The organism is Georgenia sp. SYP-B2076 (assembly GCF_003991205.1).
Classification (GTDB): domain Bacteria; phylum Actinomycetota; class Actinomycetes; order Actinomycetales; family Actinomycetaceae; genus Georgenia.
The window spans coordinates 160611-176837 of record NZ_RXOZ01000034.1 but is presented as its reverse complement, the minus strand read 5'-3'; the positions used below and the strand labels follow the sequence as shown (position 1 = coordinate 176837).

General features: G+C 74.5%; 12 protein-coding genes. 4 read left to right on the top strand and 8 right to left on the bottom strand.

Going from position 1 to position 16227, the window contains the following annotated elements; all coding sequences use genetic code 11:
• Positions 1–326: 326 nt before the first annotated feature.
• Entirely contained in the window at positions 327–1823 is a 1497-nt protein-coding gene (locus tag EJK16_RS16210) for a hypothetical protein (RefSeq protein ID WP_127131172.1), read from the bottom strand.
• Positions 1824–2407: 584 nt separating this feature from the next.
• Here EJK16_RS16210 and EJK16_RS16205 point away from each other — a divergent pair.
• Genes EJK16_RS16205 through EJK16_RS16190 form a run of 4 tightly spaced genes read left to right on the top strand, consistent with a single transcriptional unit; the run spans position 2408 to position 7924 of the window.
• On the top strand, positions 2408–4675 hold the full coding sequence (locus EJK16_RS16205; RefSeq protein WP_127131170.1) for an SDR family oxidoreductase: 2268 nt from the start codon (positions 2408–2410) through the stop codon (positions 4673–4675).
• On the top strand, positions 4672–5499 hold the full coding sequence (locus EJK16_RS16200) for an SDR family oxidoreductase (RefSeq protein ID WP_127131168.1): 828 nt from the start codon (positions 4672–4674) through the stop codon (positions 5497–5499). Before EJK16_RS16205 ends, EJK16_RS16200 begins: the two co-directional genes overlap by 4 nt.
• Positions 5500–5504: 5 nt before the next feature.
• Positions 5505–6239 (top strand): 1-acyl-sn-glycerol-3-phosphate acyltransferase, encoded by a 735-nt coding sequence (locus tag EJK16_RS16195; protein WP_164737382.1) that lies wholly within the window; start codon positions 5505–5507, stop codon positions 6237–6239.
• The gene (locus tag EJK16_RS16190) at positions 6236–7924 is read left to right on the top strand and encodes an FAD-binding oxidoreductase (RefSeq protein ID WP_240646117.1); all 1689 of its coding nucleotides are present in this window, start codon (positions 6236–6238) and stop codon (positions 7922–7924) included. The genes EJK16_RS16195 and EJK16_RS16190 overlap by 4 nt, the downstream gene beginning before the upstream one ends.
• A 315-nt stretch (positions 7925–8239) precedes the next feature.
• Here the strand turns inward: EJK16_RS16190 and EJK16_RS16185 are convergent, their stop codons facing one another.
• The 7 genes from EJK16_RS16185 to EJK16_RS16155 form a co-directional block, all read right to left on the bottom strand.
• Positions 8240–9928, bottom strand: a complete 1689-nt coding sequence (locus EJK16_RS16185; RefSeq protein ID WP_164737381.1) for a cell wall metabolism sensor histidine kinase WalK — start codon at positions 9926–9928, stop codon at positions 8240–8242.
• The gene (locus tag EJK16_RS16180; RefSeq protein ID WP_127131164.1) at positions 9928–10737 is read right to left on the bottom strand and encodes a response regulator transcription factor; all 810 of its coding nucleotides are present in this window, start codon (positions 10735–10737) and stop codon (positions 9928–9930) included. The genes EJK16_RS16185 and EJK16_RS16180 overlap by 1 nt, the downstream gene beginning before the upstream one ends.
• Positions 10738–10889: 152 nt before the next feature.
• Positions 10890–11732, bottom strand: a complete 843-nt coding sequence (locus tag EJK16_RS16175) for a PhzF family phenazine biosynthesis protein (protein ID WP_127131163.1) — start codon at positions 11730–11732, stop codon at positions 10890–10892.
• A gap of 14 nt (positions 11733–11746) precedes the next feature.
• Positions 11747–12082, bottom strand: a complete 336-nt coding sequence (locus EJK16_RS16170) for a YnfA family protein (protein ID WP_127131161.1) — start codon at positions 12080–12082, stop codon at positions 11747–11749.
• 38 nt (positions 12083–12120) lie between these two features.
• Positions 12121–13800: an amidohydrolase gene (locus EJK16_RS16165; protein ID WP_240646116.1), complete on the bottom strand. Its 1680-nt coding sequence runs from the start codon at positions 13798–13800 to the stop codon at positions 12121–12123.
• A gap of 473 nt (positions 13801–14273) precedes the next feature.
• On the bottom strand, positions 14274–14846 hold the full coding sequence (locus EJK16_RS16160; RefSeq protein WP_127131159.1) for an NYN domain-containing protein: 573 nt from the start codon (positions 14844–14846) through the stop codon (positions 14274–14276).
• A gap of 83 nt (positions 14847–14929) precedes the next feature.
• Positions 14930–16117 carry an ROK family protein gene (locus tag EJK16_RS16155; protein WP_127131157.1) on the bottom strand — a complete coding sequence of 396 codons (1188 nt, stop codon included), beginning with the start codon at positions 16115–16117 and terminating at the stop codon, positions 14930–14932.
• Positions 16118–16227: the final 110 nt, after the last annotated feature.

The window sequence follows — 16227 nt, the reverse complement described above, 5'->3', positions numbered from 1 at the left end:
GCGGCAGGACGCGCGCCTGTGGACGGGATGGCGTGGCGGGCTGACCGGGCTGACCGGGCGGCCGGCGTGACGAGGTGTTGGCGACCCGGCGGGACAATCGGCGGCCGGCCCGGCGTGCCGACGGCACGGAAGGACAATCCGGGGCACGGGATCGACCCGTCGCGCGCAGGTGGCCGGCCGCGGGCGGGGTGCGAGGACTTGACCGGTCAGCGTTGGGAGGTGCGAGGACTTGACCGGTCACCGCTGTTGGGGAGGTGCGAGGACTTGACCGGTCACCGCTGTTGGGGAGGTGCGAGGACTTGACCGGTCAGCGCTGATGGGGTGGGTTAGCGGACCTTCTTCTCGCGGCGGCGTCGTGCTGGACGGTCGAAGAGGTCCGGCTCCCGCTCCATGCCGTGGTGCGGCAGCGCCTCCGCACGCTCGGGCTCGACCGCCGCGTCCGGCGCGCCCGTGGCGGCGAGGCCGGTGGGGACGTCGGCCAGCCACGGCTGCCGCGCGGGCCGGCGGTGCTCCGGCGTCGGAGAGCCGGTGCGTGCGGGCTCCACGGGCTCGCGCTGGCCGCGGTCCCGCTCGGCGCGTGCGAGCTCGAGGCGCTCGCGCTGGCCGCGCTCCCGCTCGGCCCGCTCGCGTCCCTCGCGCACGGCGAGGTCTACGAGCTCGCGCGAGCTGCGGGCGACCTCCTCGCGGTCGGGCTGCCCCTCGCCGGCCGCACGACGCGGCGCAGCGCCCAGGTCCTCGGGGGAGGACTCGAGCGAGGACGTCCGGGCCTGGACCGGGCGGCGCGTCTCGGGCCCGCCCAGCTCGCGGCCCGCCTCCGCCGGGCTCGGCGCGGTCGCGCGAGAGCCCTCCCTGCCGGGAGTGGGGGCGGCGGTCGCGACGCGGGCGGCGTCGGGCGGGGCCAGCGGGGTCCGGACCGCCCGGGCGGCGGAGTCGGGTGTGGACGGGGTCGCGTACGGGCTGGCCGCGGACGTGGGGGGCATCGGGATGGCGGGCGAGGGCGCGAAGACGCTGACCCCCTCGGCGGCGCGCCGGGCGTCGGGGGCGGGCACCGCCGCCGGCCGCCGGTCACCGTGGGCGCCGCTCGGGTCGAGTGCTGCCTCCGCCTCCGTGACGGACTCGCCGGGGGCGCACTCGCCCAGCGCGGCGAGGTCCACGCGGAGGCGGTCGAGCTCGGCGCGCAGGTTCTCCCGGGCCGCGTCCTCCCACTGCGCGCCCATGGGGCTGAGGAACAGGTGCCGACGGGCGAGCAGCTTGGTGGCGATGGCGATGCGGGCCTCGAGGTAGTGGCGCGTGGGGATGTGCGCGTACTCCTCCCGGACCGCCTTCCGGTAGGCCCGGTAACGCTGGGGGTCCGAGGCCAGGACGGCAAGGTCGGCGTCGCACAGCGCCAGGGAGTCGATGTCGCGCGGGTTCGCGTCGTGACGCTTGAGGTTGAGGATGAGGTCGGTGACCCGGTCGAGCACCTTCTCGGGGACCCCGAGGGCGCCGAGCTCCTCCCGCGCGAGCTGTGCCGAGGCGACCTCGTCCTCACCGCCGCTGCGCGAGTAGACCTGGCGGATGGTCGAGTTGAACACCGCGCCGTGGTACCAGGCCGCCAGCCGGACGATGTCCGGGTGGTGGGTCTCCTCGGCGAGCTCGTCGACCCGGGCGAGGACGTCGATGACGTGACGGACGTTGTGGAAGTGACGGTCCGGGTCGTGCCAGCGCTGCAGGAGCCGGTGGAAGGTCTCCTCGATCTGCTCGCGGGGTGCGGTAGCGCCGACGGCGAGTGCGCTGCGGGTGAATGCGGCGGTGAGCCATTGAGGTACGTCAGAGACGCCCATGGATCTGTTCCCTTGACGGAAGTAAGAGCAGAGCGATCGTAGACCGCTTCCGCAGCAGAGCAAGCTCCGGCCTGGACTGCCAACGTCTGCGGTGGCGGGTCTCACTCAGTGTGCTCCTGAACGGCCCCGCCGGCATGCTTATCCACAGCGACAACCGGCGGCGAACAGCCCCTGACGCCCCTATCGGCACCTCGTCCGCACCCCCGTACCCGGCCGCCGCGCGCCGGCCACCGGGGGGTGAGGTGGCCCCGCCGACGTCCGGGACGCGCCGGCCAAGCGGGGGCGCCCCGCGAGCGCCGCAGCCGGGGCGCCGGCATCCGGCCAGGACGCCATGCACGCGTTCGCGCACCCACGTCAACGACGGCGCGGCCGGCGTCGTCGTGTTCGCCCACGCGCGACATGAGCGGCCCGCGGGCGGCCGACGTCGACCTCGGCCTGCTGCCCACGCGCCTGGCGCGGACGACCCCGCGTTCGCCCGCGCACCCGGCCCGGCGCACGCGCCCGGGTCCCCGACCCGGGGGCGCCGGGGGAGCGGCGCGGGACGGTGCGGAGCCGCTGCCCTGACCACCGGTATTGTCTGCGGAATGTCACAACCCTTGGACGGGGCACATGTGCTCCTCACGGGCGCCACCGGCTTCGTCGGTCAGGCCGTCCTCGAGAAGCTGCTCTCCGCATACCCCACCACCCGCGTGACCGTGCTGGTACGCCCGCGTGGTGACCTCACCGCGCAGATGCGCGTCGACAAGCTGCTGCGCAAGCCGGTCTTCAAGACCTGGCGCGCGCGCGTCGGGGACGACGCCGCCACAGCCGCCTTCCGCGACCGGGTCACGGTCCTGGCGGGGGACCTCGGCGCGCTCCCGCCGCTGCCCACGGACCTCGACGTCGTCATCCACTCCGCGTCCACCGTGTCCTTCGACCTGCCCATCGACGAGGCCTTCCAGGCCAACGTCGGCGGCCCGATCTCGCTGTACGAGGCCCTGCTCGCGACCGGCGCCGACCCGCACGTCGTGCACGTCTCGACCAGCTACGTCGCCGGCCTGCGCAAGGGCGTCGTCGAGGAGCGGTCCCTCGACCACGACGTCGACCGGGAGCTGGAGCTCACCCAGGCCCTCGTCGCGCGCACGGAGGCCGAGGCGGCCTCCCGCCGGCCCGCGGTGCTGCGGAAGCTGCTCGCCGACGCCCAGTCGGAGCACCGCCGCGCCGGCGCCGCCGCGGTGTCGGAGGCCGCCGAGGAGGCCCGGCAGGAGTGGGTCCGCCAGGAGCTCATCGAGGCCGGCCGCACCCGCGCCAACACCCTGGGCTGGACCGACGTCTACACGTTCACCAAGGCGCTCGGGGAGCGCGTCGCGGAGGACCTGTGGGTCGGCAACGGCCACCGCCTCTCCGTGGTGCGCCCGACCGTCATCGAGTCCGCGCTCAAGCACCCCTACCCCGGCTGGATCGACGGGTTCAAGGTGGCCGACCCGCTCATCGCCGCCTACGGTCGCGGCCTGCTGCCCGAGTTCCCCGCGCTGGCGGACACGGTGCTCGACGTCATCCCCGTGGACTTCGTGGTCAACGCGATCCTCGCCGCCGCGGCCGCCCCCTCGCCGGCCGGGCAGGCGCAGTTCTTCCAGGTCTGCTCCAGCATCACCAACCCGCTGCCGGTGGGCCGGCTCGTCCGGCTGGTGCGCGAGTACTTCAAGGCGCACCCCCTGACCGACGCCGAGGGCGCCCACGTGGCGGTGCCGTCCTGGTCGTTCCCGCACACCGGCGCCGTGGAGCGGGCGCTGTCCCGCCGCGAGCGGGTCGTGGACCTGGCCGACAAGGCGGTGGGCCGCCTGCCCGCCAACGACCGCACCCGGGGCTGGATCTCCGGGCTGTACAAGGCCCGGCGGGATCTGCGCACCCTGCGCAAGTTCACCGGCCTGTACCAGCCGTACACCCAGACCGAGGTGATCTTCGACGACGCCCGCCTGCGCGCCCTGCACGCCGCGCTGCCCGCCGAGCGCCAGGACCTGCACGGCTTCGACGTCACCGAGATCGACTGGCGGCACTACCTCCAGGAGGTCCACATCCCGGGCGTGCCCGGGCTCATGCGGAGCCAGGGCAGCGGGGCGGAGGCCGCCGCGCCCAAGGAGCTCGAGCGGCGCAGCGACGTCCTCGCGGTCTTCGACCTCCAGCGCACCGTCGCCGCTGCCACCCTCGTGGAGCAGTACCTGTGGGTCGAGCTCGCGGCCAAGCCCGTCAGCCACTGGCCCGGGTCGCTCGCCAACCTCGTCGCGCTCGCGCCGCGCTACCTCCAGGCGGAGATGCGCGACCGCGGGGACTTCATCCGCACCTTCATGCGCCGCTACGCCGGGGTGAAGGAGGCCGAGCTGCGCGAGGTCGTCACCAAGAAGGTCATGCCCTCGCTGCGCCGGGGCCTGCTGCGCGAGGCCCTGGAGCAGGTCCGGGCCCATCACGAGGCCGGGCACCGCACCGTGCTGCTCACCGGTGAGATCGACGTCTTCGTCGAGCCGCTCGCCCCGCTCTTCGACGTGATCGTCGCCGGGAAGATGGAGTCCGACCCGCAGGGGCGCTGGACCGGTCACCTGGCCGCGTCGCCGCTGGTGGGGGAGGCCCGGGTCGCGTGGCTGCGCCGCTACGCCCGCGAGGAGGGGATGGACCTGACCCGGTCCTTCGCCTACGGCGACAGCTACGCCGACCGGTCCTGGCTGGAGGTCGTCGGCCACCCCAACGCGGTCAACCCGGACGCTAGCCTCTACCGTTATGCCAAGGCACGGCGGTGGCCGGTCCACAGCTGGACCACGACCGCCGAGGGGCGGTTGTCCCCGGTCCTGCGGAGCATCAAGGGGGCGCGGCGCGCATGAACGACGTTGGGCAGGGTCGCCCGGGGCGGGCGGCGGGGTCCCCGGACTCCGTCCTCCGCGGCCGTGCTCTGATCACGGGCGGCACCTCCGGGATCGGGTTGTCCTTCGCGCACGCCCTCGCCGCGCGTGGCTGCGACCTCGTCCTGGTGGCCCGCGACGCCGAGCGGCTGGGGAAGACCGCCGAGCAGCTCCGCTGGCGCTACGGCGTCGAGGTCGAGACCCTGCCCGCCGACCTCGCCGCCCGCGCGGGGGCGGCCGCCGTCGCCGCGCGGCTGGCGGACGAGGCCTCCCCGGTGGAGGTCTTCGTCAACAACGCCGGCAAGGGCGTGCACGCGCCGCTGCTCGCCGAGGACACGGCCGAGCACGAGGACGCCCTGGAGCTCATGGTCCGCGCCGTGCTGCTGCTGGGCAACGCGGCCGGGCGGGCCATGCGGGCCCGCGGGCACGGCGTCATCATCAACGTCTCGTCCGTGGCGGGGCTGATCCCCATGGGGGCGTACTCGGCCATCAAGTCCTGGGTGCGGACGTACTCCGAGAGCCTCGCCCTCGAGCTCGCCGGGACGGGCGTGCGGGTCACGACCCTGCTGCCCGGCTGGGTGCGCACGGAGTTCCACGAGCGGGCGGGCATCCGCGCCAGCTCCATCCCCGGCGCCCTGTGGCTCGAGGCAGACCGCGTGGTCGCGGACTGCCTGGCCGACGTCGAGAAGGGGCGGGTGCGCTCGGTGCCCTCCAAACGCTTCACCGTGCTGGCGTTCCTCGCCGAGCACGCGCCACGGCCGGCGGTACGCCAGTTCACCGCCCTGCTGAACAAGAGCCGGAGGTGAGTGCCGTGCAGAGCCTGAGCCGTTACCACGCGCGATGGCACCGGTGGGCCCGGTTCGTGGCCCAGCGCGTCGTCCTGAAGTCGGTCGTCCACTCGGTGGCCCGGGTCAGGGTGGAGGGTGCCCGCAACGTCGAGGGCGTCTCCGGGCCGTTCGTCGTCGTCGCCAACCACACCAGCCACCTCGACGCCACCGTCATGGTCACCGAGCTGCCGCGGCGCCTGACCGGGAACCTCGCCGTCGCCGCCGCGGCCGACTACTTCTACAAGCAGTGGTGGATCAAGGCCCCCACCTCGCTGTTCTTCAACTCCTACCCGGTGCACCGCGACGGCGCGGGCCGGGGCAAGGGCATGTCCTCCCGCCTCCTCGAGGCCGGCGTGCCGGTGCTGATCTTCCCCGAGGGCACCCGCTCGCGCGACGGCGAGATGCAGCACTTCAAGCCTGGCGCGGCCGCCCTGTGCTGCCACCACGACGTCCCCTGCATCCCCGTCGCGCTGCTCGGCACGCGCGACGCGATGCCGGTGGGACGCAGCTGGCCCGTCCCCGGCCGCCCGCCCGTGACGATGCTGGTCGGGCGGCCCATGCGGGCGCGTCCGGGGGAGAAGCCCCGGGAGTTCAGCGACCGGGTGGCCGCCCGGATCAGCACCATGCTGACCATGCAGACGCCGTACGTCCTCGGGGACGGGAACGTGGCGGGCACACGACCGCAGACCGACGAGCACACACAGGAGGAAGCTTCGTGAACGGTGTTTCGCACCAGAAGTGGTGGGGCTGGGGCGTCGAGGGCGTCGCCTTCAACTACCGCGACAAGCCCAAGATGGCACCGTTCGTGCTGGACCGGGTCGGCATCGACCTCGGCGCGCCCGCCACGCCGCCGCCGTCGTTCGAGGACCTGGACGTGCCCGCCCCCCGCCTGGGCGAGGAGCTCGCCGAGCGGCTGCGCTCCGCCGTCGGGGACGAGCACGTGGTCCAGGCCGACATGGACCGCGTGGTCCACACCTACGGCAAGGGCCTCGCCGACCTGGTGCGGGTGCGCGCCGGCGACCTGCCGCGCGTGCCCGACGTCGTGGTCTACCCCGCCGACGAGGACCAGGTGCGGGCGGTCGTCGACGCCGTCGTCGCGGCCGACGCCGTGCTCATCCCCTTCGGGGGCGGCTCCAACATCTCCGGCTCGCTGACCCCGCCGCCCGACGAGCAGCGCGCCGTCGTCTCCCTCGACCTCGGGCGCATGAACCGAGTTCTCGAGGTGGACGAGGCCGCGGGCCTGGCCCGCATCCAGGCGGGCGTGCTCGGCCCGGACATGGAGGAGCAGCTCGTCGCGCGCGGCTGGACCATGGGCCACCAGCCCGACAGCTTCCGTCACTCCACCCTCGGCGGGTGGATCGCCACCCGGTCCTCGGGCATGCAGTCGGACAAGTACGGCGACATCGCGGACATCACCCGCGGGTTGCGCGTCGTCCAGCCCGGCAAGGTCGTCGTCCTGCGGCCGCTGCCGTCGACGTCCTCGGGGCCCAGCGTGCGCGAGATGATCCTCGGCTCCGAGGGGCGCATGGGCGTGGTCACCGAGGCCTGGGTCAACGTGCACCGCCTGCCGGAGCACCGCGAGATCATCGCCTACCTCTACCCGACCTGGTCCGCCGGCCTGGCTGCCATGCAGGAGATCTCCACCTCCGACGCCGCGCCGAGCGTCACCCGGGTCTCCGATGCCAACGAGACCGCGTTCTCCCTGTCCACCCAGAAGAAGAGCAAGGGCATCTCTGGGAAGGTCTCCAAGGTGCTCTTCGACGTCCTGCGGCGCCGCGGCTGGGACCTGGACGCGGCGTGCCTGTCCTACATCGGGTACGAGGGCGGGGCCGAGCACGTGGGGCGCAACAAGGCCATCGTCGCCAAGATCGCCAAGAAGCACGGCGGCATCAAGCTCGGCAAGGGCCCCGGCACGCTGTACGACCAGAAGAAGTTCGACACGCCCTACATCCGCGACTTCCTCCTCGACATCGGTGGCCTCGCCGACGTCTCCGAGACCGCGGCGCCGTGGTCGAAGCTGATGGACGTCTACACCGGCACGGTCCGCGCCGCGCAGGACGCGTTCGCCCGGCTCGGGGTCAAGGGCTTCGTCATGTGCCACCTCTCGCACAGCTACCACTCGGGCGCGTGCCTGTACTTCACCTTCGCGTTCGCGCCCGGGACCGCGGACGTGGATGCGCAGCTGGAGAACTACTGGGCGGTCAAGAACGCGGTCCAGCAGTCGTTCATGGACACCGGCGCGACGATCTCCCACCACCACGGCGTGGGCACCGACCACGCCCGCTGGCTCGAGGAGGACATCTCCGCCGCCGGCGCCGACGTCATGGTCGGGCTGCTGCGCTCGGTCGACCCCGGGCGGAACCTCAACCCCGGGACGCTGCTGCCGGCGCACCGGGAGTGGTGAGCGCGCACCGGTAGCGGCTCCGGCACAGGCTCCGGTCGCACGCCCGCCCGCGGTCTGTCGCCGGGGGCCGCTACTGGCGCATCGAGCGACTGCCCCGGTCGCACGCACGGAATGAGCCGATTGCCCCACGACTGGGGCAGGTGTGACCGATGGGGCCCCCGATCGTGCCTCGTTGGTAGCCATCCGCCCCAGTCGTGGGGCAAACGCGGTTCCGGCGGGTCGAGGCCGCGTTCAGCCGCGCTCACGGGGGCGATGGGGCGCGGGGTACGGCGGCCTTCAGTGGCTTTCAGTGGCGGTCAGCGGCGTCGGCGGCGGTCAGCGGCGGTCAGCGACGCCCGCGGGGGGTGCCTGCTCGGCGGCGGGCGGAGCCTGCTCCGCCGTGGCGGCGGTGGCGCCTTTGGGGTGCGCCGCCGGGGACGCGTGCGGGGAGCGGCCCCGCGGCGTGGTGCTCGCGGGCGCCGGCTGCGCCTCGTCGCCGTCGTGGGCGGGCGCCGGCTGCGCCTCGTCGCCCTCGCCCGCCGGCACGGGTGCGGGCGGCGGCCCGGCCACCGGCGCGGCGACCTGCACCGTCGTGCCGCCGCCGGGCGTGGGGAGCACCCGCACGCCGCCATGGTGGGCGCCCATGATGGCCGCGACGATCGCCAGGCCCAGCCCCGAGCCGCCGGAGCTGCGAGTGCGGGAGGGATCCACTCGGAAGAAGCGCTCGAAGACCCGCGGGGCGTCATCCTCGGCGATCCCGGGACCGTGGTCGCGGACCTCGATCAGCGCCCACTCCGGTTCGGGCTGCCCGACGGCGATCTCCACCGGCGTGCCTGCGGGGGTGTGCTGCAGGACGTTGCCCACCAGGTTGGCGACCACCTGGCGGATCTTGTCCCCGTCGGCCGTGACCACCACGGGTGGGACCGTCGCGTCGGCGCCGGCGTCACCGGTGGCCGCGAGCGGCACCACGGTCGCGGGACGGCCCGGGGCCACGGCGCGGAGGTCGGCGACGGCGTCGGCGGCCACCGCGGTGAGGTCGACGGGGCGCAGGTCCAGGGGGCGTCCCTCGTCGAGCCGGGCGAGCTGGAGGAGGTCCTCCACGAGCGTGCCCATGCGCTTGGCCTCGGACTCGATGCGGCTCATGGCGTGCCCCACGCCGTCGGGCTCGACGCCGCCCATGCGGTAGAGCTCGCCGTACCCGCGGATGGTGGCCAGCGGGGTGCGCAGCTCGTGGGAGGCGTCGGAGACGAAGCGGCGCATGCGCTGCTCGGAGGCTTGCTGGGCGGCGAAGGACTGCTCGATCTGGGCGAGCATGACGTTGAGCGACCGGGCCAGGGAGCCGACCTCCGTCGTCGGCGGGGGCGTGGGGACGCGGCGGGAGAGGTCGCCGGCGGCGATCGCGCCCGCAGTCGCCTCGATCTCGCGGAGCGGGCGTAGCGACCGGCGCACCGCGAACCACGCCGCCAAAGCGCCAACGCCCGCGATGGCCGCACCGGAGAGGACGAGGAGCCGGCCGGTGCGCGCGATCGTCAGGTCGACCGAGGCGAGCGGCAGGGCCACCGTGACCGCGCCGACCGTCGGGCCGCCGCGGACGGCGCTGACGGGCAGCGTCACGGCGCGCCAGTCCACGGCGCTGCCCGCGCCGTCGAGCGTGACCGGCTCGAGCTCGTCGTCGAGGTCGTCGAGGTCGAGCCGTGGGACGCGGGGGACCCCGAACCGCTCCTCGGCCTGGTGGTTGATGATCTGGTCGACCTTGCCGTCGACCTCGACCCGGACGTAGTAGTCCGACGGGAGCACCGGTTGCTCGTTGCGCCCGGCCATGAGCTGGTCGACGGTGTTCTGCCCGAGCGAGCGGGCGCTGGAGGTCAGCTCGTCGTCGAGCTGGTGGACCAGGTGCGCGCGCAGCACGGTCAGCGTGGTGGTCCCCGCCGTGGCCAGGCCAAGCAGCAGCAGCGCGGCGAGGATCGCGACGAGCTGGACGCTGAGGGGGAACGCGCCCCAGCGCCGTCGCAGCCGTGTCAGCATCAGCGCGTGGGAAGCTGCCGGAGCACGTACCCGACGCCGCGGCGGGTGTGGATCAGCGGGCTCAGCGCCTCACCCTCCGGGGTGCCCTCGAGGCCCAGCGCCGACGCGGAGTCGACCTTGCGCCGCAGGTAGGAGATGTAGGACTCGACGATGGCGGCGTCACCGGCGAAGTCGTAGTCCCAGACGTGGTCGAGGATCTGCGCCTTGGAGACGACGCGCTCGGCGTTGATCATGAGGTACCGCAGCAGCTTGAACTCGGTGGGGGAGAGCTCGACCTGACGCCCGGCGCGGCGGACCTCGTGGGCGTCCTCGTCGAGCTCGAGGTCGGCGTAGCGGAGCACGGCGCCATCGTCCTCCGCCTCGGGGTGCGTGCGGCGGAGCACCGCGCGGATGCGGGCCACGACCTCCTCGAGGCTGAAGGGCTTGGTGACGTAGTCGTCACCGCCGACGGTGAGGCCCTGGACCTTGTCGGTCATGTCGTCGCGGGCGGTGAGGAAGAGGACGGGGATGGGGTCGCCGTGCGCGCGCAGGCGCCGCAGGACGGTGAAGCCGTCCATGTCCGGGAGCATGACGTCGAGGACCACCAGGTCGGGCTGGTGGTCGGCCGCGGCGCGGAGCGCGGCGTTGCCGTCCTCGGCGGTGACCACCTCGAACCCGGCGAAGCGCAGGGACGCGGAGAGCAGCTCCCGGATGCTGGGCTCGTCGTCCACGACCAGGAGCCGGGCCTCCGGGGGCCGGTCCTGCCCGCGCGCGCCCTCGTGCGGCCGCGTGGTGTTCGAGGCGGGCTGCGGGGCGGTTCGCGCTTCCATGACACCCAGTGTGCCCCGCCGGTCTGAGGGTTTCCTGGGAGCAGGCTGGGGCGAGGCTGGCCGTCGCCGTCGCCGTCGCCGTCCTGCCCGGCGTCCGTCCGTGGCGTCTGCCTCGGCCCCCCCCGCGGCGTCCCGCCCGGCGGGGTCCGTCGTCAGAGCCGGACCGACCCCGCGATCGCCGTCGTGGCGTCCCCGCCGACCCACACCTCGCCGTCGGCCGCGCGCACGTAGACCCGCCCGGCGCGGCCGATGACGGTGCCCTGCGCGGCGACGTAGGAGGACGGCGCCTGCCCGGTGTCCATCAGCCAGCGGGCCGCGCCCGCGTTGAAGGAGCCGGTGACCGGGTCCTCGACGCCGGTGCCCATGAGCGCGCGGACCTCGAACGCGGGGCCGCCGGCGCCCGCCGCGTCACCGGTGTGCGGGCCGACCACGCCGACGAACAGGTCGCCCAGCGCGGCGTAGTCCGGGCGCAGCGCCAGGACCTGCGCGGCCGTGGCGAGGCGCACACCGATCCAGGTCGGGCCGTTCACCAGCCACGAGCTGTCGAGGAGGTCGGCGGGGTCCAGCCGCAGCCCGGCGGCGACCTGGGCGAGCGTCTCGGTGTCGACGGGCTCGTACCGGGTCAGCGCGGGGCCCGCGAACGCCCACCGCCCGTCGTCCTCGCGCAGCTCGACGAGCCCGACGCCGCACTGCTGGACCAGCCGGCCGGGGGTGCGCGGCGCGTGGCCGGCCTCGAGCCAGGCGTGGGCCGATCCCAGGGTGGGGTGCCCGGCGAACGGCAGCTCCTCCTCGGTGGTGAAGATGCGCACGCGGTAGTCGGCGGCTGGGTCAGTGGCGGGCAGGAGGAAGGTGGTCTCGGACAGGTTCGTCCAGCGGGCGAAGAGCTGCATGTCCGTCTCGCCCAGGCCCTCGGCGTCGACGACGACGGCGACCGGGTTGCCCCGGTACGGCTCCGCGGAGAAGACATCGACCTGGGCGAAGGCGCGGGAGCTCATGACCGCCACGGTACTCACGCCGGGCGGGGCGCGAACATGATGACCACCACGCCGAGCAGGCAGATCGCCGCACCGGCGAGGTCCCAGCGGTCGGGTCGGAAGCCGTCGACCAGCACGCCCCACAGCAGCGACCCGGCGACGAAGACGCCGCCGTAGGCGGCCAGGATGCGCCCGAAGTGCGCCTCGGGCTGCAGGGTCGCGACGAAGCCGTAGAGGCCCAGCGCCATGACGCCCAGGCCCGCCCACCACCACGCGCGCCCCTCCCGGACGGCCTGCCACACGAGCCAGGCACCGCCGATCTCGGCGCCGGCGGCGAGGACGAACAGGATCATCGATCGGAGAACCGTCATGCCCCCATCATCGGCGAGCGTGGGGCGTTGGACCGGGCTCAGAGGGCGCGGTGCGTGATGCGGCCGGCGACGACGGTGGCGGCCACGCGCATCGTGCGCAGGCGCGCGGCGGCGTCCGCCGTGTCACCGGTGCGGGCCACCGTCTCGCCGGTGCGGGCCGCAGTCCCTGCGGCGAGCGGGTCGGCGTCGAGCAGGACGACGTCGCCGCGGCCGCCCGGCGCCAGCGTGCGCTGCCCATCCGTGCTGGCCGCCAGGGCCTCGGCCGCGGTGATCTGCTGCTCGGGATGCCAGGGCGGGCGCTCGTCGGCGCTGCGGTGCACGGCGGCCGCCATCGCGAGCCACGGGTCCAGCGGGGCCACCGGTGCGTCGGACCCGAACGCCAGCGTGGCCCCGGCGTCGAGGAGGGCGCGGAGCGGGAAGGACCGGTCGGCGCGGCCGGGCCAGACCCGCTCGGTCACGTCGCGGTCGTCCAGCAGCTGCGCTGGCTGCACGCTGGCCACCACGCCCAGGCGCGCCAGCCGCTCCGCGTGCTCGGGGGCCAGGAGCTGGGCGTGCTCGATCGACCCGCGGGCGCCCGCGGCGGCGAAGGCGTCCAGGGCGATGCCGGCCGCCGCGTCGCCGATCGCGTGGACGGCAACGTCGAGCCCACCCGCCCGGGCCCGGCGCAGCAGCTCCTCGAGCGTCTGCGGGTCCACGGTCTGCACGCCGTGGGGGTGCTCGGGGTCTGGCGGGTCGGCGTAGGGCGCGAGGCAGTGCGCGGTACGGGTGTTCAGCGAGCCGTCGGAGATGATCTTCAGAGCGCCCATGGTCACGAGGCCACGGCCGCCGGGCAGCGCGTCGCCGGTGCGCCGGCCGGTGGCGAGGACATCGTCGAGGTGCTCCGCATAGAACCCGGCGCGCACGCGGACGAGGTCCAGGCCCTCGGCGACGCGGTCCGGCCACTCCCGGTGGTTGGGCGCCCACTCCAGCTCCGTCACGCCCACGACGCCGCGCGCGGCCGCATCGCCGAGCGCCCGGCGGTACGCGGCGGCGGGGTCGGGACCGGGCCGTTCGCGCAGGCGTTGGAGGACCTCGAACCAGGGCGCCTCCCGGATGAGCCCGTCGTCGGGCGGGCCGCCGCCGCGCGCGCCGCCGTCGCACGCGCCGCCGTCGTGCGCACCGCCGTCGCGTGCGCCGCCCGGCGCCGCGCCGAGAAGCTCGCGGGCGCGGCTGCTCAACCAGCCGCAGTGCACGTCACCGGAGAGCAGGGTCACCGGTACGTCACCCGCCACGGCGTCCAGCGCCGCCAGCGAGGGCGCGTCGGGCCACAGGGCGTCGCGGAACCCGAAGCCGACGAGGATGTCGTCCCGCGCCGGCGGCTCGGCCTCGAGCCGGGCGCGCACGAGCTCCAGCGCCTCCGCCGCGCTCGCGGCGGTGCCGAGGTCGAGGCGGCTGAAGGTCGACGCCCACTGGCCGAGGTGCACGTGGTGGTCCCACAGGCCCGGGATCGCCCAGCGGCCCTCCGCCTCGAGGACGTCCTCGACCGGGAGACGATCGAGACGCGCCCCGACGTCGGTGACGACTCCGTCGACGATCCGCACGTCCATGGGCGCGCCGGTGGTCCTCGCCGAGACGCCGACGGGGACGAGGCGGGCGCGCCGGACCAGCAGAGACCGGGGGAGGTCGCCGGCGGGGCGCCGCGTGTGCGTCGGGAGCACGGGTTTGGGCGTCGGGCTCACGAGGCGGCTTCCGGAGGTGCGGCAGCGTGGCTCATCGCGGCGGCGGGCCGGGGCCGCCGGCCGACGTTCCGGCGGTGCGCGCGCGGCTGTGGCGCGCGCGTCGCGCCGACCGTGCTGATCGCGCCACAAAGGTCGCGGGCGGGGCCGGCCGGCCACCGCCGCGGCACCTCACGCGTCACAGCAGCACCGGCGGTCCCTTGACAGGCGGCGTTTGTGGCGCGATCCGCGCGCTGCCCCGGGCCGACCGCTCGCCGCCCCGCGCAGGCCAGTGAGCACAGGCGTGAGCGGCCCGTGAGCGCTTGACCGGTCGCCATGAGGGGCTGGCCCGTGAGTACTTGACCTGTCGCCATGAGAGTTTTGGCGGTCGCGACCGCGCGGTGGCCCGTCAGGACTTGACCGCTCGCCACCCAAGGTGGGCGTGTTGCCACCCGAGGGTCTGTCGCCACCATGGGGCGGCCCGTACCTGTCGCGGCCTAGAGGTAGCGCGTGGGGTCGAAGGACGTGAGCGGGATGATCCGCACGCGCGGCAGGACGGCGTTGAAGGCGCCGAGGTCGTCCTCCAGGTCGTAGATCTGCAGGCCGCGCTCCGTCAGGCCGGCGAGCTCGGAGTTGAGGAACTCGCGGAAGCACAGGACGCCCACGCGGCGGCCGTCGTCGAGCAGGCTCTCGACCTGCGGGATGTAGTCGCCGTCGTGGGAGGCGAGGATGACGTCGCCGGTGCCCTGGGCGAGGATGGCGTCCATCGTGCGCTGGATGCCGATGTCGACGACCTTCTCTGTGCCCGACCCCGCCAGCGGGATGGGGTTGAAGTTCATCGCCAGGAGCGCCTGCACGAAGCTCATGGGCATCTGGCCGCTGGTGGCGTTCAGGAAGAACAGGCCGCGCGCATCCTTGTGCCACACCTCCTCGGTGAAGTGCAGGATGCGGTCCCACCGGGGGCGCTCGGCCGGCTCGGGGCGACGCCCGAGGACGCTCATGCCGAGGGTGGCGTCGATGTTCTCCCCGTCGACGAGGAGGTATGTGGGGCGGGCGTCGGAATCTGGCATGGGCTCAGCGTAGACGGCGCCATGCCGCCGACGGGGGCGGCTTGGCCGCGACCGTGTCCGAAAAGCGGGCGCGACATGGTCGCTCAGCCGACGACGGCGTCGATCGCCGCGGGGCTGAGGACATGGGCGGTGGCCATCGCGCTCGCGCCGAGCACGGCGGCACGGCCCTGCGTGCGCGAGACGACGACGCGCAGGTGCTGCGTGGCCAGCGGCAGGGAGTCCTGGTAGACGACCTCGCGGATCCCGGCGATGAGCTGCTCGCCGGCGGCGGCCAGGTTGCCGCCGATGACGATGACGGAGGGGTTGAGCAGGTTGACGCACCCCGCGAGCACCCCGCCGATCACGCGGCCGCCCTGGCGCACCGCACGCGAGGCGACGACGTCGCCCGCGTGCACGAGCGCGACGACGTCCCGGGAGGTGGCGGCGTCGAGGCCCTCCTCGCGCAGCGCGGCGGCGATGGCGGCGCCGCTCGCGACGGCTTCCAGGCACCCGGTGTTCCCGCACCGGCAGGGCAGCCGGCGGCCCTCGCGCACCTTGATGTGCCCGAGGTCCCCGGCGGCGCCCTGGGCGCCGCGGCGCAGCTCGCCGTCGCTGATGATGCCCGCGCCGATCCCCGTGGCGACCTTGACGAAGAGCAGGTCGTCGACGTCGGGCAGCACGGCGGTGTGCTCGCCGAGCGCCATGAGGTTGACGTCGTTGTCCACCAGGACGGGGGCGTCGAACGCCTCGCGCAGGCGCCCCACGACGTCGTAGCCGTGCCAGCCCGGCATGATCGGGGGGTTGATCGGCCGTCCGGTGGAGTGCTCGACCGGGCCGGGCAGCCCGACGCCGACGGCGACGACCTCGTCGACCGGCCGGCCCGTGGACGCGACCAGGCGCCGCCCGGCCGCGACCACCCAGCCCAGGACGTGCTCGGGCCCGGCCGCGATGGTGAGCGGCTCGTCGACCTCGGCGAGCACCGTGCCGGCGAGGTCCGTCACCGCCAGGCGCGCGTGGACGGCGCCGAGGTCCACCGCGAGGACCATGCGCACCGCGGGGTTGAAGCGGAAGGTCGCCGGGGGACGCCCCCCGGTAGAGGTGGCCTCGCCCGCCGGCTCCACCAGGCCGATGGAACGCAGCAGCTCGACGCGCGCGGCGATCGTGGAGCGGGCCTGCCCGGTGTCCGCGGCGATCTGCGACCGCGTCCACGCCCGGCCGTCGCGCAGGAGCTGGAACAGGTCCCCGGCACCGGTCAGACGCGGCGGTGCGGCGGCGGGGGCGGCGTCGCTCATGAGCACAGTCAACCACCTTCGGTGCCGGATCTACTCTTAGTCCGGCGTGCAGAACGCATCTTTTGCTTGACCCTCGACGTAACTCTGTTACGTTCGTCACATGGCCAACG

Bases quoted from the DNA above. Each gene is read 5' to 3' on its own strand.
- EJK16_RS16210 (WP_127131172.1), bottom strand. From the start codon at position 1,823: ATGGGCGTCTCTGACGTACCTCAATGGCTCACCGCCGCATTCACCCGC.
- EJK16_RS16205 (WP_127131170.1), top strand. From the start codon at position 2,408: ATGTCACAACCCTTGGACGGGGCACATGTGCTCCTCACGGGCGCCACC.
- EJK16_RS16200 (WP_127131168.1), top strand. From the start codon at position 4,672: ATGAACGACGTTGGGCAGGGTCGCCCGGGGCGGGCGGCGGGGTCCCCG.
- EJK16_RS16185 (WP_164737381.1), bottom strand. From the start codon at position 9,928: ATGCTGACACGGCTGCGACGGCGCTGGGGCGCGTTCCCCCTCAGCGTC.
- EJK16_RS16180 (WP_127131164.1), bottom strand. From the start codon at position 10,737: ATGGAAGCGCGAACCGCCCCGCAGCCCGCCTCGAACACCACGCGGCCG.
- EJK16_RS16175 (WP_127131163.1), bottom strand. From the start codon at position 11,732: ATGAGCTCCCGCGCCTTCGCCCAGGTCGATGTCTTCTCCGCGGAGCCG.
- EJK16_RS16170 (WP_127131161.1), bottom strand. From the start codon at position 12,082: ATGACGGTTCTCCGATCGATGATCCTGTTCGTCCTCGCCGCCGGCGCC.
- EJK16_RS16160 (WP_127131159.1), bottom strand. From the start codon at position 14,846: ATGCCAGATTCCGACGCCCGCCCCACATACCTCCTCGTCGACGGGGAG.
- EJK16_RS16155 (WP_127131157.1), bottom strand. From the start codon at position 16,117: ATGAGCGACGCCGCCCCCGCCGCCGCACCGCCGCGTCTGACCGGTGCC.